This is a genomic window from Streptomyces spiralis, assembly GCF_014654675.1.
Classification (GTDB): Bacteria; Actinomycetota; Actinomycetes; order Streptomycetales; family Streptomycetaceae; genus Streptomyces; species Streptomyces spiralis.
On sequence record NZ_BNBC01000017.1, the window covers coordinates 1 to 23,287 of the forward strand.

The 23,287-nt window shown below is 72.5% G+C and carries 23 protein-coding genes; 14 read left to right on the forward strand and 9 right to left on the reverse strand.

From position 1 onward, the window contains the following. The 3 genes from IE318_RS18710 to IE318_RS18720 all read right to left on the reverse strand — a co-directional run. Positions 1-225: alcohol dehydrogenase catalytic domain-containing protein (locus IE318_RS18710; RefSeq protein ID WP_189901792.1), on the reverse strand; the 225-nt coding region annotated here is incomplete at its 3' end. Between the two features lie 120 nt (positions 226-345). Next, positions 346-2,433 carry a SpoIIE family protein phosphatase gene (locus tag IE318_RS18715; protein WP_189901794.1) on the reverse strand — a complete coding sequence of 696 codons (2,088 nt, stop codon included), beginning with the start codon at positions 2,431-2,433 and terminating at the stop codon, positions 346-348. A 176-nt stretch (positions 2,434-2,609) separates the two neighbouring features. Then, positions 2,610-3,020 (reverse strand): hypothetical protein, encoded by a 411-nt coding sequence (locus IE318_RS18720; protein WP_030185061.1) that lies wholly within the window; start codon positions 3,018-3,020, stop codon positions 2,610-2,612. A 328-nt stretch (positions 3,021-3,348) separates the two neighbouring features. Between IE318_RS18720 and IE318_RS18725 the strand changes: the two genes are divergently transcribed. The 3 genes from IE318_RS18725 (at position 3,349) to ku (ending at position 5,836) form a co-directional block, all read left to right on the forward strand. After that, positions 3,349-3,642: a hypothetical protein gene (locus IE318_RS18725; protein WP_189901796.1), complete on the forward strand. Its 294-nt coding sequence runs from the start codon at positions 3,349-3,351 to the stop codon at positions 3,640-3,642. A 15-nt stretch (positions 3,643-3,657) separates the two neighbouring features. After that, entirely contained in the window at positions 3,658-4,602 is a 945-nt protein-coding gene (locus tag IE318_RS18730) for a hypothetical protein (protein ID WP_189901798.1), read from the forward strand. Between the two features lie 124 nt (positions 4,603-4,726). Further along, positions 4,727-5,836 (forward strand): non-homologous end joining protein Ku, encoded by a 1,110-nt coding sequence (ku, locus tag IE318_RS18735; RefSeq protein WP_189901800.1) that lies wholly within the window; start codon positions 4,727-4,729, stop codon positions 5,834-5,836. A 22-nt stretch (positions 5,837-5,858) separates the two neighbouring features. Here the strand turns inward: ku and IE318_RS18740 are convergent, their stop codons facing one another. Beyond that, positions 5,859-6,257, reverse strand: coding sequence for a hypothetical protein (locus IE318_RS18740; protein ID WP_189901802.1), 399 nt, complete (start codon positions 6,255-6,257; stop codon positions 5,859-5,861). 489 nt (positions 6,258-6,746) lie between these two features. On the opposite strand from IE318_RS18740, the gene IE318_RS18745 reads away from it, so the two are divergent. The 4 genes from IE318_RS18745 (at position 6,747) to IE318_RS18760 (ending at position 10,264) form a co-directional block, all read left to right on the forward strand. Beyond that, on the forward strand, positions 6,747-7,409 hold the full coding sequence (locus tag IE318_RS18745; protein ID WP_189901804.1) for a response regulator: 663 nt from the start codon (positions 6,747-6,749) through the stop codon (positions 7,407-7,409). A gap of 118 nt (positions 7,410-7,527) precedes the next feature. Further along, complete coding sequence (locus tag IE318_RS18750) at positions 7,528-8,292, forward strand: PepSY domain-containing protein (protein ID WP_229903590.1); 765 nt, start codon at positions 7,528-7,530, stop codon at positions 8,290-8,292. A 157-nt stretch (positions 8,293-8,449) separates the two neighbouring features. Further along, a complete protein-coding gene (locus IE318_RS18755) occupies positions 8,450-8,842 on the forward strand; it encodes a DUF2267 domain-containing protein (protein WP_189901808.1) in 393 nt (130 codons plus the stop codon). Between the two features lie 9 nt (positions 8,843-8,851). Then, complete coding sequence (locus IE318_RS18760; protein WP_189901810.1) at positions 8,852-10,264, forward strand: RtcB family protein; 1,413 nt, start codon at positions 8,852-8,854, stop codon at positions 10,262-10,264. Between the two features lie 53 nt (positions 10,265-10,317). Here IE318_RS18760 and IE318_RS18765 read toward each other — a convergent pair whose 3' ends face one another. Both IE318_RS18765 and IE318_RS18770 read right to left on the reverse strand, forming a co-directional pair. Beyond that, a complete protein-coding gene (locus tag IE318_RS18765) occupies positions 10,318-10,773 on the reverse strand; it encodes an archease (protein ID WP_189901812.1) in 456 nt (151 codons plus the stop codon). 37 nt (positions 10,774-10,810) lie between these two features. Continuing rightward, positions 10,811-11,242, reverse strand: a complete 432-nt coding sequence (locus IE318_RS18770) for an SRPBCC family protein (protein ID WP_189901814.1) — start codon at positions 11,240-11,242, stop codon at positions 10,811-10,813. A 142-nt stretch (positions 11,243-11,384) separates the two neighbouring features. Between IE318_RS18770 and IE318_RS18775 the strand changes: the two genes are divergently transcribed. Next, on the forward strand, positions 11,385-11,816 hold the full coding sequence (locus tag IE318_RS18775; protein WP_189901816.1) for a hypothetical protein: 432 nt from the start codon (positions 11,385-11,387) through the stop codon (positions 11,814-11,816). A gap of 24 nt (positions 11,817-11,840) precedes the next feature. Here the strand turns inward: IE318_RS18775 and IE318_RS18780 are convergent, their stop codons facing one another. Further along, complete coding sequence (locus IE318_RS18780) at positions 11,841-13,004, reverse strand: CapA family protein (RefSeq protein WP_051845240.1); 1,164 nt, start codon at positions 13,002-13,004, stop codon at positions 11,841-11,843. 157 nt (positions 13,005-13,161) lie between these two features. Here IE318_RS18780 and IE318_RS18785 point away from each other — a divergent pair, with 157 nt between their 5' ends. Both IE318_RS18785 and IE318_RS18790 read left to right on the forward strand, forming a co-directional pair. Beyond that, positions 13,162-13,905 (forward strand): type 1 glutamine amidotransferase, encoded by a 744-nt coding sequence (locus IE318_RS18785; RefSeq protein WP_189901818.1) that lies wholly within the window; start codon positions 13,162-13,164, stop codon positions 13,903-13,905. A gap of 288 nt (positions 13,906-14,193) precedes the next feature. Beyond that, the gene (locus tag IE318_RS18790; protein ID WP_030185109.1) at positions 14,194-14,613 is read left to right on the forward strand and encodes a DUF2267 domain-containing protein; all 420 of its coding nucleotides are present in this window, start codon (positions 14,194-14,196) and stop codon (positions 14,611-14,613) included. A 3-nt stretch (positions 14,614-14,616) separates the two neighbouring features. Here IE318_RS18790 and IE318_RS18795 read toward each other — a convergent pair whose 3' ends face one another. Continuing rightward, on the reverse strand, positions 14,617-15,420 hold the full coding sequence (locus IE318_RS18795; RefSeq protein WP_189901820.1) for a class F sortase: 804 nt from the start codon (positions 15,418-15,420) through the stop codon (positions 14,617-14,619). A gap of 272 nt (positions 15,421-15,692) precedes the next feature. Here IE318_RS18795 and IE318_RS18800 point away from each other — a divergent pair, with 272 nt between their 5' ends. From IE318_RS18800 to IE318_RS18810, 3 genes are all read left to right on the forward strand, one after another. After that, positions 15,693-16,571 carry a hypothetical protein gene (locus tag IE318_RS18800; RefSeq protein ID WP_189901822.1) on the forward strand — a complete coding sequence of 293 codons (879 nt, stop codon included), beginning with the start codon at positions 15,693-15,695 and terminating at the stop codon, positions 16,569-16,571. Between the two features lie 372 nt (positions 16,572-16,943). Next, positions 16,944-18,350 (forward strand): cytochrome ubiquinol oxidase subunit I, encoded by a 1,407-nt coding sequence (locus tag IE318_RS18805; protein ID WP_189901824.1) that lies wholly within the window; start codon positions 16,944-16,946, stop codon positions 18,348-18,350. Between the two features lie 62 nt (positions 18,351-18,412). Further along, on the forward strand, positions 18,413-19,423 hold the full coding sequence (locus IE318_RS18810) for a cytochrome d ubiquinol oxidase subunit II (RefSeq protein ID WP_229903609.1): 1,011 nt from the start codon (positions 18,413-18,415) through the stop codon (positions 19,421-19,423). Between the two features lie 17 nt (positions 19,424-19,440). Here IE318_RS18810 and IE318_RS18815 read toward each other — a convergent pair whose 3' ends face one another. Then, positions 19,441-22,089, reverse strand: a complete 2,649-nt coding sequence (locus IE318_RS18815; RefSeq protein ID WP_189901826.1) for a SpoIIE family protein phosphatase — start codon at positions 22,087-22,089, stop codon at positions 19,441-19,443. Between the two features lie 343 nt (positions 22,090-22,432). On the opposite strand from IE318_RS18815, the gene IE318_RS18820 reads away from it, so the two are divergent. Then, positions 22,433-23,110, forward strand: a complete 678-nt coding sequence (locus IE318_RS18820; RefSeq protein ID WP_189901829.1) for a hypothetical protein — start codon at positions 22,433-22,435, stop codon at positions 23,108-23,110. Positions 23,111-23,287 lie beyond the last annotated feature (177 nt).

Genomic DNA, 23,287 nt, shown 5'->3' on the forward strand with positions numbered 1-23,287 from the left:
CCCCTCCCCCACCGACTCCACGACGCCGGCCGCCTCGTGGCCGAGGAGGAAGGGGAACTCGTCGTTGATGCCGCCCTCGCGATAGTGCAGATCGGTGTGGCAGACCCCGCAGGCCTCGATCTTCACCAGCGCCTCGCCCGGACCCGGGTCGGGCACGACGATCGTTTCCAGGCTGACGGGTGCGCCCTTCCCACGAGCGACGACGGCACGAACCTGGTGAGTCATGACCACTCCTCGACTGTACGAATCCGCGTCGGATGGTGCTCGTCACAGCGACACGAAGTTGCTCAATACGGCACGCATCTCATGTCCCGCAACACAGCATCACGGAGCGCCGACCAGGGGTCAAGGTCCCGGAGTGATCGGCTCGGCCTGCGCGATGAGGAGTGCGACGTCGTCGTGGTCCTCGGGCTCACGGAGGCTGTCCAGGAGCCACTGGCAGGTGTCCTTCAGCGGACGCGGCTCGCCCTCGAGGACGTGCAGCAGGGTGTTCAGGCGTTCGTCGATCGGGTGGTGCCGGGTCTCCACCAGGCCGTCCGTGTACAGGACGAGCCGGTCGCCGGGGTGGAAGTCGAAGGCGGACGTGCGGAAGGGGACGCCGCCCACGCCGAGGGGTGCGCCGGTGGGCAGGTCGAGGAGTTCGGGGTGCTGCCCGGCACGGATCAGGGCGGGCGGCAGATGTCCGGCGTTGGCTATGCGGCAGCGGCCCTGGTGGGGGTCGTAGACGGCGTAGAGGCAGGTGGCGATGTAGTGCTCCAGCCCGCGGGTGATCTTGTCCAGGTGATGGAGGACCTCGTCGGGGGCGAGGTCGAGGTCGGCGTAGGCGCAGGTGGCGGTGCGCAGACGGCCCATGGCCGCGGCGGCGTCGATGCCGTTGCCCATCACGTCGCCGACCACCAGGGCGGTCTTGTCGCCGTCCAGCGGCACGATGTCGTACCAGTCGCCCCCGATCTCGCAGGACGCCTGGGCGGGCTGGTAGTGGGAGGCGACGTTCAGACCGACGAGGCGGGGGTGGCGGCCGGGCAGCAGGCTGCGCTGGAGGGTCTCCGCGGAGTTGCGCACGCTCTGGTGCCAGCGGGCGTTGTCGATGGCCACCGCGGCCCGGGCGGCGAGCTCCCCGGCGAGGATCGCGTCGTCCTCGTCGAAGGGCAGCGGGTTGTCGATGCGCAGCAGGTCGAACGCGCCGAGCACCTCGTTGTGGGCGATCAGCGGCACAGCGAGGTAGGAGTGCACGCCCGCCCGGGCGAAGGCCTCCGCCGCGTCCGGGTCTCGGGCGATGCGCTGCAGCTCCTCCTCACCGGTGTGGGCCACGATGACCGGCTGCCCGGTGTGCACGCACCTGGTGATCAGACGGTCCGGGCCGTAGGCGGCCAGGCCACCGACCTTGTCCGCGGCGGCGGTGGCCTCGGTGGGGTGGTCGGAGACCATGGCGAGCGCGCGGAACAACTCCGGCCCCTCGTGCGGGCCTCCGGTGCGGCGGAAGGCCAGCACGGCGTCGAGGACGTCGACCGCCGCCACGTCGGCCAGGACGGGCACGGCCACCTTCGCCAGTTCATGGGCCGTCTGCTCCACCTCCAGGGTGGTCCCGACCCGGGCGGCGGCGTCGGCGATCAGCGCCAGCCTGCGCCGGGCCCGGTCCGCCTCGGTCGCGGCCCGGTGGCGTTCGGTGACGTCGACGACCGAGTTCGCCACACCGATCACCTGCCCGCCGGCCCCTTCGAGCCGGTAGTACGACACCGACCAGGCGTGATCGTGGTCCGGGTCGGCCGGCGTACGGCCGACGATGTACTGGTCGATCAGCGGGGTGCCGGTGACCAGCACCTGCCGCAGGGCGGACTCCATGGTGTCGATGCCGGTCAGGGGGTGGACGTCGCGCGGGCGGCGGCCGATGTGGTCGGCGGCGGGGATGCCGTTGATGCGTTCCAGCGCGGGGTTGACCAGGAGGTAGCGCAGCTCGGTGTCCAGGAGCGAGACGCCGATGGGCGACTGGGACACCAGCCGCTCGGACAGGGCCAGCTCGGTCTCGACCCGCTCCAGCATGGCCCGGTCGGCGGCGATGCCCAGGGCGTAGACGTCACCGAGGTCGTCCAGCAGCCGCATGTTGCGGAACTCCACCAAGCGGCTGCTGCCGTCCTTGTGCCGGATGGGAAAGGCGCCGGCCCAGCTGGCCCCGGTGCCCATCACCTCGGCGAACAGCTTGATCACCAGATCCCGGTGCTCCTCGTGGACCAGGAGCCGGGCCGCGTACTGGCCCAGCGCCTCCTCGGCGGTGTAGCCGAACACGTCATCGGCCTGCGGGCTCCAGAAAACGATCCGCCCATGGTCGTCCAGCACCACCGCGGACACGCTGAGCAGATCGAGCAGCCCTCCCGGCGGCGAGGCGCCCACCTGACGGGCCTCCTCGTCGCCCCGGAACGATTCCCGTGTGGTCATCCTCAAGCTCCCTCCTCGACAGCAGCCGATGGCCGCGACTGCTGAGAGGCCGCCCTTCCATGCTCTCCCGAATCGGCCGTGGCACGAACCGGAGAGGGAGGTGGCACGAAACGGACGCGGCGGGCGCGGGCGACGACGCGGCACGGTGGGGCACCGGCACGACCGGCGGCGAGGTCTCACATCTGGCCGAGCACCACCAGCACCACGAGGAGCACGGTGGCTCCGGCGCACATGCCGTGGGCGACGACGGCCGTGAGCGGGAAGTGCCGCTCGGCGGTGACGGCGCCGTGGGAGTGCCGTCCTGGGCTGGGCAGCCAGCGCAGCAGCATCATGAAGCCGAACGCGGCCACGATCAGGACGACCGCGCAGGCCGTCCACGCCGAGCCTCTGAGCCCTCCCACGAGGTACACCGTCCAGGCGGCCAGTCCGGCCACGGCGAGCGCCACATGACCCACGACGAGCCACAGCGGCAGCCGCGTCACCCCGGGCGTGCGCTGCCGCAGGCCGCCGTGGCGGATCCACACCGTGGCGAGATAGCCGCCCAGACTCGCGGTCAGCAGCCACACCCACAGAACGAAGACACGCATGCCCCTCGCTCCCCCCTCGGTCAGTGTTCCGTCGCGCCCCGTCCCGTCCCGCGGGGCGTTCGCACGCCTCGTGGCGTTCGTGCCTCAGGAGAGCGCACCGACCGGGATCAGTCTGGACATCCATTCACATGTTCACCCGCAGGGGTGAACAGTGACCCGAAACCGCGCGGTCCGAAGGCGCGCCGGCCGAGAGCGCGCGGTCCGGGAACGCGCCCTCCCGCTCGGTGCCCCGCGAGTGGCAGCGGCGGGGCTCTTGGCTCATGGTGGTCGGGCGGCGTCCCCCCACCTGAGCGTCTCCGCGCCGGACCGCCGGACTGGAGGTCACCCCATGACTTCGGTACGCATGCTCGCCACGACGACCGGTGCCGCCCTGGTCCTCGCCCTCTCCGGGGCAGCCCGCCCGGCCACAGCCGTGCCCGCCGCCACTCAGCAGGACTGCGACAGGGCCACGGCGGCGGCCGAACAGGCCGCACGCGACTACGACCAGTTGAAGAAGGAGCTCCAGGACCTCGTCGCCGCCGGAGGCCACCCGGACGCCTCCCAACGCCAGGCACTGGCGGACGCCGACGTCGCACGCAGCACCGCTGCCGCGCAGGCGGAACGGATCTGCGACAGCGTGTGACCGGCGACGAGCACCATGGGGCGCAAAGGTGGACGGCGTGGCGGGCCGCAGGACGTGGAGGCGGTCCTCGACGAGCTCCACACCACGCCGCCGGCCGACTTCGTCGCCCGCCGCGAAGAGCTGGCCGCCGCCCTCAAGGCGGACGGCCGGACCGAGGACGCCCGCCGGATCCACGGCGCGCGCCGTCCCACCCTCGCGGCCTGGGCCGCGAACCTGCTGCTGCGCTCCCGGCCGGAGGAGAGCCGGCAGTTCCTCGAGCTCGGCGAGGCGCTGCGCGAGGCGTACCGCACCTTGGACGCGGCGGGACTCAAGGAGCTGTCCGCGCAACGCCGCCAGGTGGTCTCGGGCCTGTCCCGGCAGGCCGCACAGCTCGCGTCGGACAGCGGTCACCGGCTGTCCGACGCCGTACGGCAGGACGTCGAATCCACGCTGCTCGCCGTGCTCACCGATCCCGAGGCGGCCGGGCAGTGGGCCACGGGCCGCCTGCACAGTGCCCTGAGCCCGCCGTCGGTGTTCCCCACCGGCGGCGGGGAGGCGGGAGCAGCAGCCCCGAAGCGGCCCCGGTCGGCGCCCGGACCGGCACGCACTGCGGCTCCACCGGCGCGGAGGGCTCCGAAGGACGAACTCGCCGAACGGCGCCGCGAGCGGCAGGCCCGGCTCGCGGCGGCCCGGAAGGCGGCCGAGGAGGCCGAGCGGCGCCTCGCCGCCCTGCGGGCCGAGCAGGCGGACGCCGAGGCGGCGGTGGGGCAGGCCCGTGACCGTCGCGATCGGGCCGAACAGCAGGTGTCCGCCGCCGAGCGCCAACTGCACCAGGCCCGCGAGGACCTGGGCCGGGCCGAGGACGACCAACGGGATGCCGAGGAGCGGCGCGCGGAGACCTCCGATGCCCTCGCCCGTGCCGAGGAGGAGGCCCGAAAGGCCGCGAAGGAAGTCGACCGCCTGGCCGCACGCGTCAGGTAGAGGGTGGGCGGCGCACCGCCGGACGGCGCTCGACGCGCGCTCCGGGCGGGGAGGTGTCAGCGTGGTGGACAGGAGCGTCGTGCCGGTGTGGCGGCCGGGGCAGGCAGGACGGGAGCGGGTAGTCATGGCACGCGCGATGTGGACCGGCGTGATCACCTTCGGGCTGGTCAGCGTCCCGGTGGGCCTGTTCACCGCAACACAGGACCACACCGTCCACTTCCACCAGTTGCAGCGCGGCACCACGGACCGGATCCGCAACCGGCGGGTCAACGAACGCACCGGCGAGGAGGTGTCCCCGGACGACATCGTCAAGGGCTACGAGCTGGCCGAGGGCGAGTACGTCGTCGTCGAGCCCGACGAACTGGACGAGATCGCGCCGGGACGCTCCCAGACCATCGAGATCACCGACTTCGTCGACCTCGCGGACATCGAGCCGGTCTACTTCTACCGAACCTACTACGTCGCTCCCCGCGGCAAGGAGTACCTCAAGGTCTACGAGCTGCTGCTCACGGCCCTGGCGGAGGCGGGCAAGGCGGGCATCGCCACGTTCGTGATGCGCAACAGGCAGTACCTGACCGCGCTGCGCGCCGAGGGCGACCTCCTGGTGCTCCAGACCCTGCACTGGGCCGACGAGGTCCGCGACCCCGGCAAGGAGCTGCCCGAGCTGCCCTCCGGCCACGCCGCGAAGGGCAAGGAGCTCGACATGGCGGTCCAGCTGGTCGAGGCACTCAGCGGACCGTGGGACTCCGCCCGGTACCACGACACGTACCAGGAGAAGGTGCTGGAGATGGTGCGGGCGAAGGCGGAGGGCCAAGAGATCGTGGCGGCTCAGGCACCGCCCTCGGCGACCGATGTGATCGACCTGATGAAGGTCCTTCAGGGCAGCGTGGACCAGGCCCGCGGCGCCCGTGGCGAGGGCGCCGAACGGCCTCGGGAGAAGGAGCCCGAGAGAAAGGCTCCGGCCACGAAGGCTACGAAGGCCACGAAAGCCGCGAAGGCGGCGAAGAAGCCCGCCCGTGAGGAGGCCCCGGCGAGGACCGGCCGGGGCCCCGGCGGCGAGAAGAGCACGAAGAGCGAGAAGAGCGAGCTGCGGCGGCTGAGCAAGGCGGAGCTGTACGAGCGCGCCACCGACCAGAACGTCCCCGGCCGCTCGAAGATGAGCCGCGAGGAGCTCATCGATGCGCTCGCCCGTGCCGGAGGCAGGCGGAAGAAGACCGCGAAGACCGCCGCCTGACCTCCGGACCGGCGGTGCCGGATCAGCGGATGGACATGATGACCTGGGCGTCGGCGCCGTTGTGCCAACCGGAGCGGGCCCCGCTCACGTTGTGGCCCTTGGGGCAGGCCTTGTAGGTGTGCCGCCAGCTGCCGATCTTGACGGTGCCGTAGACGCACTTGCCGTCGGCCTTCTTGTCGTACACCCAGATCTGGGTGCTGGCCTGCTTGTGGCCGTGGTACGTCCGGTGACACTCCCAGTACGCCACGGCGCCCCGGTCCGACGGCACGGTGATCTTGTGCTGCTTGCACTGCATGGCCGCGGTGGCGGCGGTGCCGCCGTGGGATGCCGGCGTGGCCTGCGCCGCCGGTGCCGCCAGGGCGAGACCGCCTCCGAGGGCCACCGTCGCCGACGCGATGGCCAGGCTCTTGCGTACGTTCATGACGTCCTTCCTTTCCGGTCCGGTCCCCCGTCGGAGCCGGGCCGAACGGTGGGTTGCACGGCTGCGAGAGCCGGTTGCGGTGGAGAAACTACGGATCCGGCGGCGGCGGGCGCGTCGGGCAGCGGGTTGGTCTTCGGCGTGGGTCGGCCGGGGCGGTCGGGCCTGGATTCAACCCACGGGCTGAGAGGGGTCGGCCCCTGGGTTGACCTGGAGTTCACCGCAAGCACACCCGCGCCTCACACGACACAGGAGTCGGTGCGTGCCCGACAGGAATCGGACAAAACTCATGGGGAACCGGGCACGGGTTGATCGGCATGTATGAACGCGTGAGGCTTTACGGGGGCGGTTTCCGCGCCGGGCCCAGGCCCGCGGCGGGGTTCGAGGTGGCGTTCACGCCGCCCGCCCGTACCGCGCGGACCGGGACGACCACCCGGACGCGGTGCCCCCTGCGGGCCGGTGATGGGAACCAAGTTCGGGGGACTGCACAAGATGACACGCGTGCTCGTCGTCGACGACCAAGTACTCGTCCGGAGCGGCCTGTCGGCCCTCTTACGCGCCACGCCCGACCTGGAGGTGTGCGGGGAGGCGGCGACCGGTGAGGAGGCGGTCGAACTGGCCGCCGGGCGGCGGCCGGACGTGATCCTGATGGACATACGGCTCCCCGGCCTCGACGGGGTCGCGGCGACCGAGCGCATCCTCGCCGCGTCGGACGAGCCCAAGCCGCGCATCATCATGCTGACCACGTTCGACCTCGACGAGCTGGTGTACGCCGCGCTGCGGGTGGGCGCGAGCGGCTTTCTGCTCAAGGAGACGCCGCCGGAGCGGCTGTTCACCGCCATCCGCGCCATCGCGGACGGCGAGATGCTCTTCGCGCCGACGGTCACCCGGCGGCTCATCGACACCTATCTGCGCTGCCCGTCGCCCGACGTGGACGGGGACGGACCCCTGATGTCGCTGACCAACCGCGAGCGGGACGTGCTCAGTCTGGTCGGGCAGGGGCTGTCCAATCCGGAGATAGCGGACCGGCTCACGGTGACCATCGCCACGGTGAAGACGCATCTGAACCGGATGATGGCGAAGCTGGACCTCAGCAGCCGGGCCCAGGCGGTTGCGGTCGCCTACGAGACCGGTCTGGTCCACATCCGCCGCTGAGCGGTGCCGCGTGCCCGGCCATTCCGGTGGTTTCGCCTCCGGGCCGGTGTCAAGGGACCGTGCCATGGTTACCGAGAGCTGCATGACCACTGCGCGACGTCTTCCGCCACTCCGTACCATGGCCCTGACCTGTGCCCTGGGCAGTTCCGTCCTGCTGATGGCCGCCTGCGGCACCGACGCGACACATTCGAGCGTCGCCGAGGCCGCTCCGACGAGCCCCACCGCCATGTCCCCCACCGCCGCCTCGCCGGCCTCCCCCACCCCGGCCTCCCCCACCCCGTCGCTGAACGAGGACCAGGCACACCGCAGGGACCTCATCACCAAGACGCACGTGAGCTGGGAGAAGGCCGCCGCCACCGCGGTGAAGGAGGTCCCCGGGGGCAAGCTCGTCGATCTCGACCTGAAGACCGCTTCCGGCGGCGCGACCGCCTCACCGGGCACGGCCAGCCCCGGCACCGCCGGCCCCGGAACGCCCAGTCCCGGCACGCCCAGTCCCGGCACCGGCAGCCCGAGTCCGTCCCCCTCCGCGGGCGCCCCCGAGTGGGAGGCGAAGGTCGCCGCCGCCGACGGGACGGTGCACCGGGTCGACATCGACGCGGTCAGCGGAACCGTCTCCCGCAGCCGGACGGAACCGAACCAGGACGCCGACGACAAGCGCGAGGTCGCCGACCGGTTGCATAAGGCCACCCAGACCTCGGCCCAGGCCGTGAAGACGGCCACGGACAAGACCAAGGGCACCGTCACCGGCATCAGCCTCGACGAGCACGACCACCGCCTCGTCTGGTCCGTCGACGTGGTCACGACCGACAACTGGAACAAGACGACCTTCGACGTCGACGCGGCCAACGGCAAGATCGTGCGCGAACACGTCGACCACGACTGAGCTCCGCGTCTCGCGCGCCTTCGGTCGTCCCGCGCGCCTTCAGTCGTCCCGCGCGCCTTCGGTCATACGGGACCGATCGGGGTACTCGTCGGCAGAACCGGCAGAGGTCTCGACCGAGGGTGCCGCGCCGGGTACGGCGCGGGAAAGCGAGGCGGCGATGAAGTGCGACGAGTTCCTCGCCCGGGTGCGCGAGCGCGGCGAGTTCTACAGCCAGGACGAAGCCCAGAAGATCACCGAGGACGTTCTCGGGGTGCTGGCCACAAGGATCAGCCCCGGTGAGGTCGACGATCTCGCCTCCCAGCTGCCCATGCCGCTGGGGCAGTTGCTGACCGAGGCCAAGCGGGAGCGGGCGGAGAGCTTCGGTGTCGAGGAGTTCTACCACCAAGTGGCCGAGCGTACGGGTGCGCGGCCGCGGACCGCCCAGTGGGACGCCAGCGCCGTGCTGACGACCGTCGCCGACGCCATCTCCGGCGGCGAACTCAACCACGTCATCAGCGAGCTCCCGTCCGGCTACGCCGCCCTGTTCGGCAAGGCGGACCTCGCGGATTGAGCGGGAACGATGGAACTGGTCGAGGAGCGTCCCCACCGTTTCCGCATCGAACGGCACGGGGACATGCGGGTGCCCGGGGTGGTGTTCGCCTCGCGGGAGCTGCTCGCCGACGCCGAGCAGTCGCTGCAGCAGGTGGTGAACGTGGCCACCCTGCCGGGGATCGTCGGCGCCTCGTACGCGATGCCCGACATCCACTGGGGCTACGGCTTCCCCATCGGCGGGGTGGCGGCGACCGCGGTGGAGGAGGGCGGTGTGGTCTCGCCCGGCGGGGTCGGCTTCGACATCTCCTGCGGGGTGCGGCTGCTGGCCGCCGGCTGCGAACGCAAGGAGTTCGAGCGGTCGCTGCCCGCGGTGATGGACGCCCTCGACCGGACGATCCCCCGGGGCGCGGGACCCGGCGGTGTCTGGCGGCTGGCCGGCCCCGAGCAGATGGAGCGGATCCTGCGCGGCGGTTCACGGTACGCGGTGGAGCAGGGCCACGGCGAGGAGCGCGACCTGGTCCGGTGCGAGGACCGCGGGGCGGTCGCCGAGGCCGATGTGACGCAGGTCGGCGAGCGGGCGCGGGAGCGCGGCCTCGGTCAGGTGGGCAGTCTGGGGTCGGCGAACCATTTCCTGGAGGTGCAGCAGGTCGCCGAGGTGTACGACGAGAAGGCGGCGGCGGCCTTCGGGATCGCCCGCGACCAGGTGTGCGTGATGATCCACTGCGGCTCCCGCGGCCTCGGTCACCAGATCTGCACCGATCACGTCAAGGCGATGGACCGGGCCATGGCCAGGTACGGCATCTCCGTACCCGACCGGCAACTGGCCTGCACACCCGTGGAGTCGCCCGAGGGGCAGGCCTATCTCGGGGCGATGGCCGCGGCCGCGAACTACGGCCGGGCGAACCGCCAGTTGCTGTCCGACGCGGCCCGCACCATCTTCCGGCGCAGCGCGGGCACCTCGCTCTCGCTCGTGTACGACGTGTCGCACAACCTCGCCAAGATCGAGAGCCACACGGTCGACGGGGTACGGCGCCGGCTGTGCGTCCACCGCAAGGGCGCCACCCGCGCCTTCCCGCCCGGCCACCCCGACCTGCCGGAGGATCTGCGCGAGGCCGGGCAGCCCGTGCTGATCCCCGGCACCATGGGCACCGCCTCGTACGTGCTGGCGGGCGTGCCCGGCGGGGACGCGTTCGCCTCCACCTGCCATGGCGCGGGCCGTACGCTGAGCCGCCATCAGGCCGCCCGCACGGTCAGCGGCAGGCAGCTGCGGGACCGGCTGGAGCACGAGGGCATCGCGGTGCGCCCGCGCTCGCTGCGCGGTCTGGCGGAGGAGACGCCCGAGGCGTACAAGGACGTCGGCGTGGTGGTCGCGGTGAGCGAGGCGGCCGGGCTGTGCCGCACGGTGGCGCGGCTGGTGCCGCTGGGCGTGGTCAAGGGCTGAACCCCCGCCCCTTCAAGCCCCCGGCTCGGGCGCCACGCATCGGGCGCCGCGGCTCAGGCGTCGACGGTCACCGCGCAGGACCAGCCGTAGGAATCGGGGCCGATGTGCATCCCGTGCCACGAGACGCCCTTGGGCGCGGCGCCGATGATCTCCACGTCCGCGAGCGGGGCCATCGCCAGATGGACGTCGAGGCCGTCGTCGACCTCGGCGGCCGCCACGTCGACCGGTATCCGGCCCTGCACCTCCAGCCGGTAGATCACTTCGTCCAGCAGCGCCGCGAGCAGATCCTCGTCGCTGCCCTCGGCCAGCCGTACGTGCTCCACGGCGGCGGGCCGCACCCCGGACACGTCGGCGAAGCAGTCCACCATCGCCAGCGCCGCCTCCGTCAGACAGCGCTCCCGGCTCGTGGCCCAGGCCTCGAGGCGCACATCGGCGGTGTGCGGCACGGCCCGGTGGCCGTTCTCGCCCTGCCGCCGCGCTTCCCTGTCGTCACCCGTGTCGCCGACCATGCTCACCGGGTGCCCGTTCGGCGGCGGCTCATCGCGCTCACCGCCCCTGTTCCACGCACTCCTTGAAATGCTCCAGATCGCTGCGGACCGTGCGCTCGATCGCGTTGGCCTGGGCGAAGCCCTTCGGTCCGCCCAGGGCCTCCCTGACGGTGTCGGGGTCGTACTCCAGCCGTGCCTGGATGCGGGTGTGGTTGTCGTCGATGGGCTGCAGGGTGAAGGAGCCCATGAGGTCGGGGGCGCCGGTGGTCTGCCACTCCATCACGCGTTCCGCCGCGCGGTCGGACAGTTCGGCCTCGATCTCCCGGGACCGGCCACTGGCCTCGATGTCGAGGTGCGCCCGGCCTCCCGCCTCCGTGCGGGCTTCGCGGACTCCGGCCACGAAGCGCGGATAGTTCTCGACCCGGTGCAGGCTGTCCCAGGCCTCGTCGATCGGAACTCCGACGTCGACGTGTTCTTCGAGGGTGCTCATGGCCGGCCTCCACGTGCGACTCGTGTGCGTTCAGCTTCTGATTCCAGTGTGCGCCCCGTGGCGGTCGGCCGGCGGCGGTCGCCGACGTCGTCCGGAGCGGCGGTGGGAGACCGGAGCGACGATGGAAGGGAGGTGTGGAGCAATGGCACGGATGCGCGTCGAGGGTGACGATCTGGTCGTCCGGCCGGCGCTGTGGGAGAAGGCGGCGGCCCGTCATGGGAACGTGCGCGTGCCGCTGACGGCGGTGTGCCGTGTGACGGTGGAGACCGACTGGTGGCGCACGGTGCGCGGAAGCCGGCGGCGCGGCACCTGCGTGCCCGGCCTGGTGTGCATCGGCACCCGCGCTCATCAGGGCGGGGAGGACTTCATCGCCGTACGGCCCGGGAGACCCCTGGTGTGTGTCGAGCTACGGCCCTCCGCCCCGCTGCGTCTCCTCGTCGTCGCCGCGCGCACCCAGTCCCAGGCCGAGGCGCTGGCACGCGCGGTGCGCCGGGCCGCCCCGAGGATCGACGAGTCCACGCCCTGGCGGCAGCCGCTGCCCGTGCCGCCGGAAACCGAGGATCCCGGCGGGTGACCGGCGCGGCCGGATCCACCGCCCTCACCACCCCTTCGGGCCGCCGGTGTCCGGCGTGCCCGGCACCGCGTGGAGCACGCCGTCCGGATCGGGCACGACGGCCGTGCCGGGGCTGGTCCGGGCGAGGGTGGCCGCCATCCACGTCCGGTCCTCCTCGGCGGCGGGCTCCAGCCGCATCCTGCGAGCCTGCAGCGTCGTCATCCGCAGGTCACGCAGCCGGCCCGTCTCCGCCTCCAGCGAGACGAGGTAGGCCAGGCGCAGGTCGTCGCGGTACTGCTCGTAGCCGGTGATGCCCTCGTAGTCGTCGATGAAGTCGCCGCAGCCGTACAGGATCAGCCGGTCGCGGTAGATCTCGATGGCGCGCGGGTGATGCGAGGAGTGCCCGTGGACGACGTCCACCCCGCCGTCGACCAGGGTGTGCGCGAAGCGGATCTGCTCCCGGGGGATGTGGTGGCCCCAGTTCGACCCCCAGTGCACGGAGACCACCGCGATGTCGCCGGGGCGCCGGAACTCCCGGGCCCGTCCGGCCGCCGCGGCGGCGGCCCGCTCCGTCGGCTCCGCGACGTAGGCGACGCCCGCCTGGTCGGCCGTGGCCGCCCAGCTCGGCGGTATGCCGCTGGACATCGTCCCGAGGGCGAACACCAGCAGGCGGGCGCCGTCCGCGACGGGGCACACGGCGGGCGCGTACGCCTCCTCGGCGTTGCGGCCCGCGCCCACCGACCGCAGTCCGACGGTGCGCAGGGTGTCGAGCGTCTCCAGGAGACCGGCGCGGCCGAAGTCCAGCACGTGGTTGTTGGCCAGCACGCAGACGTCGGGCCGGGCCACCGTCAGGGCGGCCAGGTTGGCCGGGTTCATCCGGTAGTGGACCGCCTTGCCCGGGGCGAAGGCGTCACTGCACGTCACCGCCGTCTCCAGGTTCACGATCCGGACGTCCGGTGCGGCGTCCCTGAGCATCGGCAGTGCCTCGCCCCACGGCCAGGCGGGCGCGACCGGCGCGGGGATCGGGCCGCAGGCCGCCTCCGCCAGCTCGACATAGGCTCGCGCGTCCCGTATCCAGTCCTCGCGCAGGGCCGGAGCGCCGGGGTGCTCCAGGATCTGGTCGACCCCGCGGCCCAGCATCACGTCACCGCACAGGAACAGCGTCACCACGCCCCGCCGCGCGGCCACCGGCTGCGCCGCTTCCACCATGATCGCCTCCTTGGGGACCGAGGACGCGAACGGGTTCGAACGGCGAGTTCCCGCTTCGGGGGGCGGGTACCCGGCATGGCCGGGCCGGTCAGGGGGGCAGGATCACGGGGGCCGCGCGGGTCGGCCGGTCGGTGCGGGAGAGGGGTGGAATCGGGCCATGCGGAGTGCGGCCACGGCATTGGTGGTGCAGAACAGCGCCTACGGCGGGCCTGGTCGGTGGGCGCAGTGGCTGGCCGAGGGCGGGGTCGGCATGGAGGTGGTGCGGGCGGACGCCGGGGAGCCCCTGCCCGAGCGGCTGGAGCACGGCGCGCTGATCGTGCTGGGCGGCGGCTTTCTGCCGGACGACGACGACCGGGCGCCGTGGCTGGCGGGGGCTCGGACGCTGATGGCACAGGCGCTGGCAGGGGGCGTGCCGGTCTTCGGGATCTGCCTCGGCGGGCAGATGCTCGCGCAGGTGGCGGGCGGGAAGGTGGCGGGCGCGCACGGCGAACCGGAGTTCGGGAGCACGGCGCTGACGCTGCGGCCGGAGGCGGCGGACGACCCGCTGTTCGAGGGGCTTCCGCAGCGGCCGACGGCGATCGAGCACCACGTGGACGCGATCGTGCGGCTGCCCGAGGGAGCGCGGTGGCTGGCCCGCAGCGACCGGTGTCCGTATCAGGCGTTCCGGGTCGGCGAGGCGGCGTGGGGCGTCCAGTTCCACCCCGAGGCGGACCCGGAGCGGATCGTGCGGTGGTCCGCGGCCCGGCTGGAGCGCCACGGGCTGGACCGTGCGGAGCTGCACCGCGTCGCGCTGCGTGCGGACCCGGCCGCCGTACCGGTGTGGCGGGAGGTTGCGCTGCGCTTCGCGGCGCTGGTGCACGACCGCGGCCGCGGTGCACCGCAGGGCGTCGCGCCGGCGTGAGGATTCGCGCGACACCCGGCCGCTCGTGCGGCCTGCGCGGCGCTTCGGTCCGCCGCGCTCGTGCACGGCCGCCGCCGCGGTGCGCCGCAGGACGTGGCGCCGTGTCGTGAGGGTTCGTGTGGCACCCGGCCGGTCGTGCGGCCCGCGTGGCACCCGGCCCGCCGTGCGGCCTGCGTCGTCGGGCGGGTCCGGTGTAGGGGCGGCGCACCGGGTACTCGCCCGGTGTCGGGACACGGGTGTTCCCAGCCGGATCGTACGCACCACACGCTGGGAAAGGAGACGCGCCTCATGCGACACGACGAGATGATCGGAAAGGTGCAGGCGCTCGCTCAGCTGCCGGACCGGGGATCGGCCGAGCGGGCGACGCGGGCCGTGCTGAGCACGCTCGCCGAACGGCTGCCGTCCGGGCTGGCGGACCACGTGGCCGCCCAGCTTCCGCACGAACTGGCCGCCCCCATGCGGGAGGTGACGCAGTCGGCCGCCGGTGGGGGCACGCATGCCTCCGGTGAGCGGTTCGACCTCACCGTGTTCGCCGGGAGGATCGCCGGGCGCGCGGGTACGGACGAGGACGCGGCCGTACGCGAGGCCGCCGCGGTGCTGGAGGTGCTCGACGCCGCCCTCGCTCCGGAGCTGACCGAGAAGGTCGGCGGGGCGCTGCCGGCGGACATCCGGGAACTCCTGCCCGCCGGCCGCGCCACGGAGGAATAGGTCTTACGGTCGGGTCATCTTGATCGAGTCGAGGTGGGCGAAGACGACCAGGTTGTCCTCGTAGTCCTGCTTGCTGCGGTCGAAAGTGCCACCGCAGGTGATCAGGCGCAGTTCGGCGGTCGGCGTGTCGGTGTAGACCAGGTCGTCGGGGAAGGCGGCCTTGCTGAACTTCTCCGCACGGTCGACCTTGAAGCGTGCGACGACGCCGTCGGCGCGGGTGATGCTCACGGGATCGCCCCGCTCCAGCGATGCCAGGTCGACGAAGACCGCGGGACCGGTCTTGGTGTCCACGTGGCCCACGACGATCGCCGCCCCGCGCTCACCGGGTGAGGCCCCGCCCTGGAACCAGCCGACCAGGTTCTTGTCGTTGGCGGGTGGCGGGCTCAGGTGCTTGGAGGCGTCGAGGGACAGCTTGGTGAAGGGCGCGTCGACGCCGATCTCCGGGATGGAGATGCGTACGGGTGTCGATCGGGGCAGTCCCTTGTCGAGGGAGCCGGCGGCGGGCGTGGTCGGTGTGGACGGGCGGAGTGCCGTGGACGGCGCGGCTGGTGTGAACGGTGTGGACGGCGTGGGAATCGTGGTCGTCTCGGGAAGCGTGGACGGCGGCGCCGACGGGACCGCGTGCGAGGCGACGGCCGCGGGCCGGGGTTGCTGCCTGGCCTCGCTGACCGGGCTGCCCAGGGAGTGCTGAATGAGCATCAATCCCAGCCCGACCGCTGCCACAGGCCACAGCAGGCGGAGCCGGCCGCGCCGCGGGGCGGACCCGTTCCCGTACTGCCCCGTCCGAGACGGGTGCTGAGAGGCCATGGACGGTGCCTTTCGTCAAAAGTGGAGCTGATCGTGCGCGGCGGGGGAACGCCGCTTCCGCGGCCTGCGCGTTCCTCGCGGGACGTGACGCAGGCCGCGACAGCAGGGTGAAGCTCAGGAGCCGTTCAGGCCGCGGAGGTGCCCGATGCGCGGCGGCGGCGCAGCATGTACACGCCCGCTCCGAGGCCGCCGAGCACCAGCGCGGCCCCCGCACCCAGTTCCAGTGCGGTGTCCGAGTTGTCCGAGGACCGCGCGAGGCCGCCTCCACCGGCGTGGACACCACCGTGCGGACGGTCACCACGGCCACCTTCGTCACCGCCGCGACCACCCTCGTCACCACGGCCACCGTCGTCACCGCCACGGCCACCTTCGTCGCCACGGCCACCGTCGTCACCGCCACGGCCACCTTCGTCACCGCCGCGACCACCTTCGTCACCACGGCCACCGTCGTCACCGCGGCCGCCACCGTGGTCGGTGCCCTTCATCGCCAGGGCACCACCACCGGCGTGCACGCCACCGTGCGGCTTGTCACCACGACCACCGCGGTCACCGCCACGGCCGCCGTCGTCACCATAGCCGCCGTCGTCGCCGTAGCCGCCGTTGTCACCGTAGCCACCGTCGTCACCGCCACGGCCACCTTCGTCACCGCCGCGACCACCTTCATCGCCACGGCCACCGTCGTCACCGCGGCCGCCACCGTGGTCGGTGCCCTTCATCGCCAGGGCACCACCACCGGCGTGCACGCCACCGTGCGGCTTGTCACCACGACCACCGTGGTCACCACCGCGGCCACCGTCGTCACCACCGCGGCCGCCCTCGTCACCACGGCCGTTGTCACCACGGCCACCGTCGTCACCACGACCGCCGTCGTCACCACCGCGGCCACCCTCGTCGCCGCGGCCACCTTCGTCGCCGCGGCCGCCGTCGTCGGAGTCGCCACCGTAGGAGGTGCTGCTGACGGGGGTGTGGCCGGGAGAATGGCCGAGTGCGGTCAGCTCCACGGCGCCGGCGCCCGGAGCGGAGAACGCTACGGCCGTGGCGATCGCCGTGGAGACGAACAAAGTACGAGTAATGCGCATGGGTATTCCTTCCGTCGCGACTGCGAGAGTCGGCACGACGCCCACTCAGTCGGGATCGCAGGTGCGACGTGATCACCTTCAGCTCAATGACCGACACGCACCATTGGAGCGTCGCATTCGGACTACTGACGGTCCCTCCCTTCATCCGGGCGAGGGAACTCGAGCGCCGGCGGGGAACCGACGACAGGGCCCAGGTCACAGGCCGTGGTATCGGCAGCCCGTCCCGTTCGGCCGCGGACGATCAGGGCTGGTCCGGGCGGCTGCCGGCCGGTACCGCGATCGGTGATGCGTCGCCATGTGGGCGACGCGGAAGGAGAGTTCGCGTCGGGCAGCTCGGCAGCGACCCCCCGGCGGTCCGGGCCTGACGCAGGTTCACGCCTTCGGGTTGCTGTTGCGACGCTCGCCGGTGTGCGCCGTCGGAACCGGGTACTGACGGTTCTCGTGATGCGTACTGTGCTCTCCGGCCCGTGGGTGCTCGCCGTGTACATGGCCGAGCGGGTGAAGGAGAGCGACCTGGCGGCGGCGCGGGCGCAGATGGGTTTCTCGCTCGCCTGGCACATCGTCGTGGCCTGTCTCGGCGTCGGCCTGCCGGCCCTGACGCTGCTCGCCGAGTGGTACGGCATCCGCACCGGCGATCCGGCGCACCGGCTGCTGGCGCGTCACTGGGCGCGCGCCATGGGCGTGCTGTTCGCGGTGGGCGCCGTGTCGGGGACCATCCTCAGCTTCGAGATGGGCCTGTTGTGGCCGGGGCTGATGGGCAGGTTCGGACAGGTCATCGGACTGCCGTTCGCACTGGAGGGCATCGCCTTCTTCGTCGAGGCCGTCTTCCTCGGGATCTACCTCTACGCCTGGGACCGGTTGCCGCCCCGCCGTCATCTGCTGACCGGCGTTCCGATCGTGATCGCGGGCACCCTGTCGGCGTTCTTCGTCGTGTGCGCCAACGCCTGGATGAACCAGCCGCGCGGCTTCACCCTGCGCGACGGCAAGGTGGTGCACGTCGACCCGTGGGCGGCGATGCTCAACCCGGCGAGCCCGCCGCAGACCGTGCACATGATCCTGGCCGCGTTCATGGTGGCGTCCTTCCTGACCGCCTCGGTGTACGCGGTGGCCATGCTGCGCGGGCGGCGCGACGCCTACCACCGGGCCGGCTTCCTCATCCCGTTCACGCTCGGCGTCGTGGTGACACCCTTTCAGGTGTATGTGGGCGACTGGGCGGCACGGTTTCTGTCGCACTACCAGCCGACCAAGCTCGCCGCGATCGAGGGCGTGTACCGCACCGGCCCGCACGTCCCGCTGACGATCGGCGGCGTCGCGGGCGACCACGGCCTCGAGTACGGCCTGGAGGTCCCCGACGGCCTGTCGCTGCTGGTCGGCTACAGCCCCGGCACGGTCGTCCAGGGCCTGGACCGCGTCCCGGCGGCGCAGCGGCCCCCGGTCACCGCGGTGCACTGGGCGTTCGACCTGATGGTCGCCGTCGGCTTCTTCCTGCTGGCGATGGGTGTGTGGCTGCTGTGGCTGTGGTGGCGCCGCCGGCGCACCGGCGGCGAGCTGTCGACGCCTCGCTTCTTCCTGGCACTGGCGGCCGTGGGAGGACCGGCGTCGGTGGTGGCGCTGGAGTGCGGCTGGAGCGTGACGGAGCTGGGCCGGCAGCCGTGGATCGTGTGGGGGGTGATGAGGGTGCGGGACGCGGTCAACCCGGCTCCCGGGCTCATGGGCGGACTGTGGCTGGTGCTGGTGGTGTACGCGGCGATGACCGTCGCGACGGTGTACGTCCTGCGGCGGATGGCGCGGGGCACGCCGGTGCCACGCGCCCCGCAGGAGGAGGACGTCGCGCGGTATCCGGTGGTGTGATCCCTCTCCTGCCCCCTCTCGTGACCCCTCTCGTGCCGTCGTAGGAGCCCTTGGAGGTGACCGTGCTCGCGGATGCGGCGCTCGCCGTGATGTGGGTGGGCCTGACGTGCTATGCCCTGTTCGGCGGGGCCGACTTCGGCGCGGGCGTCTGGGATCTGGTGGCCGGCGGCGCCGAGCAGGGCCGGGCCCGGCGGCGGCTCATCGAGCACAGCATCGGACCGGTGTGGGAGGCCAACCACGTATGGTTGATCTTCGTGGTGGTGATGCTGTGGTCGGCGTTCTCCCCCGTGTTCGCCGCGGTGATGTCCACGCTGTACATCCCGCTGACGCTGGCGGCGCTGGGCATCATCGCCCGGGGCGCCGCCTTCGCCTTCCGCAAGGCCAGTACCGAGCTGTGGCAGCAGCGCCTGTTCGGGGCGTGTTTCGCGCTGTCGTCGCTGCTCACACCGTTCTTCCTGGGCGCGGTGGCGGGCGGCGTCGCCTCCGGCCGCGTCCCGCCGGGCCTCGCCGCGGGCGACGTGGTCACCGGCTGGCTCAATCCGACGTCGCTGCTCGGCGGGGTGCTGGCCGTGGTGACCTGCGCGCACCTGGCGGCCGTCTACCTGTGCGCCGACGCGAACCGCGCGGGACGGCCGGAGCTGGCCTCCGCCTTCGCCCGTGACGCCGTGGTCACCGGCTCGGGGGCGGGCGTGGTGGCCCTCGCGGGCATCGCGGTGCTCGCCGCGGACGCGCCCGTGCTGTTCCACGGGCTGACCCATCGCGCGCTGCCGCTGGTCGTGCTCAGCGCGGTGGCCGGTGTCGCCGGCATCGGCCTGCTGATCCGCCGGCGCTATGTGGCGGCCCGCGCGGCGGCGGCTCTGGCAGTGGCCGCCATCCTGTGGGCATGGGGTGCGGCCCAGTACCCGGCCATGCTGGTGGGCAGCACCACGGTGTCCCAGGCCGCGGCGACCTCCTCCGTCCTGTGGGCGGTCCTGGTGTCCCTGGGCGTGGGCGCCGTGGTGCTCGTGCCGTCGCTGTGGCTGCTCTATGCCACCTTCCAGCACGAGGCGCCGGAGCGGTCCTCGCCGGGGTGAGCCCGCCGGTGAGTGTCCTACCCGCCGCCGTCGGCCGAGGCAGGTGTGGGGCGGACGGCGAGGATGGCGATGTCGTCGGTGTTGTCGGCACCGAGGCCGATCAGCAGTTCGTCGCAGAAGGTGTCGAGGGATTCGCGTGCCAGGTCGGCGGTGTACCGGCGCAGCCGGGTCAGCGCGTGGCCGAGGGGTTCGCCACGGCGCTCGATGAGGCCGTCGGTGTACAGCAGCAGGGTCGAGTGGGCCGGCAGGGAGTCGACGGCCGTATGGCGGGGCATCTCGGGGTCCATGCCGAGCAGCAGGCCCGCGCCCTGCTCCAGATAGTGGGTGTCGCCTTCCGCGGTGGTGAGCAGGGGCGGCAGATGACCGGCGGCGGAGTGACTCAGCTCCCAGGGACCGTGCGCGGAACCCTTGATGAGGCCGTAGATGCAGGTGGCCGTGGCCTCCCGGTGAAGGCTGTGGTTGGCCAGGTCCAGGCGGCGCAGCACCATCTCGGGCGGTTCCTGGCGGTCGACGGCGATGCCGCGGAGCATGCTGCGCAGCTGGCTCATGGCGATGGCCGCGTCGAGGTTGTGCCCGGTGACGTCGCCGATGACCACGGCGGTGTCGCCACTGGGGACGACGAAGCTGTCGTACCAGTCGCCGCCGACCTGCGCGGTGGTCGAGGACGCGGCGTAGCGGGCGGCCAGTTGCAGGTGCTCGACGTCCGGGAGCACGGGCAGCAGGGAGCGCTGGAGGCGCTGGGCGATGTTGCGGGTCTCCTGGTACAGACGCGTGTTGGACACGCCCAGAGCGAGGTTGTGCACCACGTCGTCGATGAGGGACAGGTCCTCTTCGGTGAAGGGCTGCCGTCCGCGGGCCCGGGCCACCGTCAGAGCGCCGAAGTTCTCGCGGCGAGCCCGCATCGGGGCGACGACGGCGCTGGCGGCACCGAGGTGCCGGAACAGCTGCCGGTAGTGGACGTCGAGCGCGCTGTCGGCCCGGCTGGGCGGCGGTGCCTCCGTCAGCAGCAGTGGTCCGGCACCGCGCAGTACCCGGGCCAGCGGGCCGCCGGAGGCCTCGGAGAGCGGCGGGAGCCTGCCCTCGTACGGCGTGGGGCGCGGCCCCGGGGGATCGCGGTGGACGACACAGACCCGGTCCACCTGGCCGTACTCGGTGAACATGTCCACCACGAACCAGTCGGCCAGTCGTCGGGTGACGAGCCGGCCGACGCGTGCCAGGGCGTCGTCCAGCTCCAGGGTGTTGCTCAACTCGGCCCCGGTGTCCGCGAGGAGCGCGAGCCGTTCCATCGCCGACATGTCCCCTCCGGCGTCGGCCATCGTCCCGGCACGCTCGCCGGCGGCCGGCACAGGGGCCACTACGGGCTCGTGATCCATCCGGCTCTTCACGCCGGCCGGGCTCGGCATGCCGTCGGTCGTGTCCGCCCGGGGGACGAGCTGGGCGACGAAGACGCTGCGTCCGTCGGCCATCTCCTGGTTCTGGATGAGCAGCCGGACGGGAACCGTACGGCCGTCGCGGTGGAGCGCCGGGAGCGGCACGGAGCGGCCCATGATGCGGCTCTGCCCGGTGAGCAGCAGGGAGCCGAACGCCGCGAGGTGACGCTGCCTCAGGTGCTTCGGGATGAGTGTGGTCAGCGGGCGCCCGACGAGGTCGTCCACCTCCCAGCCGAGCATGTCCGCCGCCAGTCCGTTGACCGCGATGATGCGATTGCCCTCGTCGGCCGCGATGGCCGGCACCCTGCTGACCCGCAGGTGGCCGGCGTCCCACGGCACCAGTTCCGAGGGGCTGACGTCCGGTTCGCGGGGCAGCACGGTCCAGGCCGTGGGACGGCCGCCGGTCAACTGGTCGGTGATCTGGTCGAACAGCCAGTCCTGGAAGGCGCGGCTGCGCGGCAGAGCCGGCAGGGTGAGGAGGCGTTCCTCGCGTGCGGCGTCCTCGGCCAGCTCCAGGACGCGGCGCAGGATGAGTACCGCGGGGGCCGCGTCGGCGGGCAGCGCCAGGGACAGGGCGCGGAGGTCCACGTCGGGCAGCGGCTCCTCCAGCGCGGCCGTCACACAGGCGCTGAGCACGTTGTTGATGTCGTTGGCGGTGACGAGGTCCTGGGACGCCACACCGAGGTCGGCACCGGCGGACGCGGCGAGGGTGAGTTCACGCAGCAGTGTGTGCCGGTGCTGCTGGGAGGCCGCGTACAGGGCGCTGGGCACGTCGACGAGCGTCACCGTCCCCTTGGTGGCGCAGGGCGGGACATGGGCCGCCCATCCGGGTGACGGCGGTGGCGGTCCGTCGGCCCAGAGTTCGAACCACACCGTCTTCTGCCGGTCGTCGGCGTGCACACCATGGCGCGACGCCAGGTGCTCCACCAGGGCCAGGCCCTGTCCGGTGCCGGCGTACGGCGGACAGTCCTGCGGCACGAGTCCGCGGCTGGGCCGCTCGTCACCGACCTGTACGCGAACCCTGCCGCCGTGGACGCGGACGCCCACCTCGACCTGGGTGCGCGCATGCAGCACCGCGTTGGTCACCAGCTCGCTGACCAGGAGCTGAGCGGTGTGGACCAGGTCGGAGGGGGCGTCGGCGAGTGCCTCCGCCACGAACCTCCGAGCCGCGGCCGCGCTCGCGGGTGCCTGCGGAAAGCGCCGCGTGACCGCATCCGAATGACCAGGGTCGCCCATGTAACCAGTGTGCCTCCGCGGGCCCGCCGCGCGGTGTGCTGCCACGCCCGCCACCGGGACGGCAGGCGCGGCTGTGCGCCTGCCGGGCGAGACACTCCCTAGGTGCCGCGGCGGCCGCGCGGGAGGTCCGGTGCCGCGGTGGTCGTGCCAAGGGAGTTGACCGGGCACGGCACATCCGACACCACCGTGCGTCCATCTTCCGTACTATCGCTGGAAAACGGCTTGCAGCAGTAACCGCCGCCGCTGGTGCGGCACCAGGCGAACACGCACACGTGTTTGGCACCGCACACGTCCGCGGGCCTCTGCACGCGAGCCGACGAACCCGGAAGGGGTTATGAGGAACATGTCGCAGATCGACACGGCGGCCTCCGGCCTGACATCGCAGTACGCCGCCCAGGTCGCCGGTGACCTCGAGAACAATCTCAAGGAACAGGAACGCATCAGCGAGGAGATCGCCGCCCTGCAGGAGCAGTTGGCCGCCCTCCAGCAGGACCACGCCGTCCTGGTGAACGTCCAGCAGGCGCTGGGGGTGGCCGCGGCGCCCCGTACGCCCGCCGCCGAACCGGCCGCCGTGGCGGTGCCCGCCCCGCGCAAGAAGACGGCCACGGCCACCGGTGGGGGTCGCGGCAAGCGGACGCCGGCGAAGAAGTCCGCCACGCCGGCCCGGAAGGCGTCCGCCAAGAAGGCCGCGACCGGCAAGGCCGGGGACAAGGCCAAGGGCAAGGCCGAGGACACGACGGCGGGCTCGGCTCCGGCGCGGCCCACTCTCGTCGAGATCGTCCGCGCTCACCTGGCCGCGCAGAGCGAACCGCGTTCCGCGGCCGAGATCGCCACCGAGCTGGACCGGCAGCACCCCGAGCGCACGGTCAAGACGACCGTCGTGCGCACCACGCTCGAGGGTCTCGTGGCCAAGAACCAGGCTCAGCGAAGCAAGCAGGGCACGTCCGTCTTCTACACGACGGCCGAGCCGAGCGAGCCCGCGTCGGCACCGGAGCCGAGCGAGGAGCAGCAGCCGGCCTGAACCGGGCGTCGTCGAGGGGACAGGTGTCACCGCGGTGCTGATGGACGGCCACCGCCGATCCGGTGCCGTCCATCAGCGGTGTGCCGGTCTCACGTCCGATCGTGTGCCGGCGTCACACCGGATCGTGTGCCGGTGTCACCGGATCCGGTGACACACCGGGTGCGCGGCTCGTGAAGG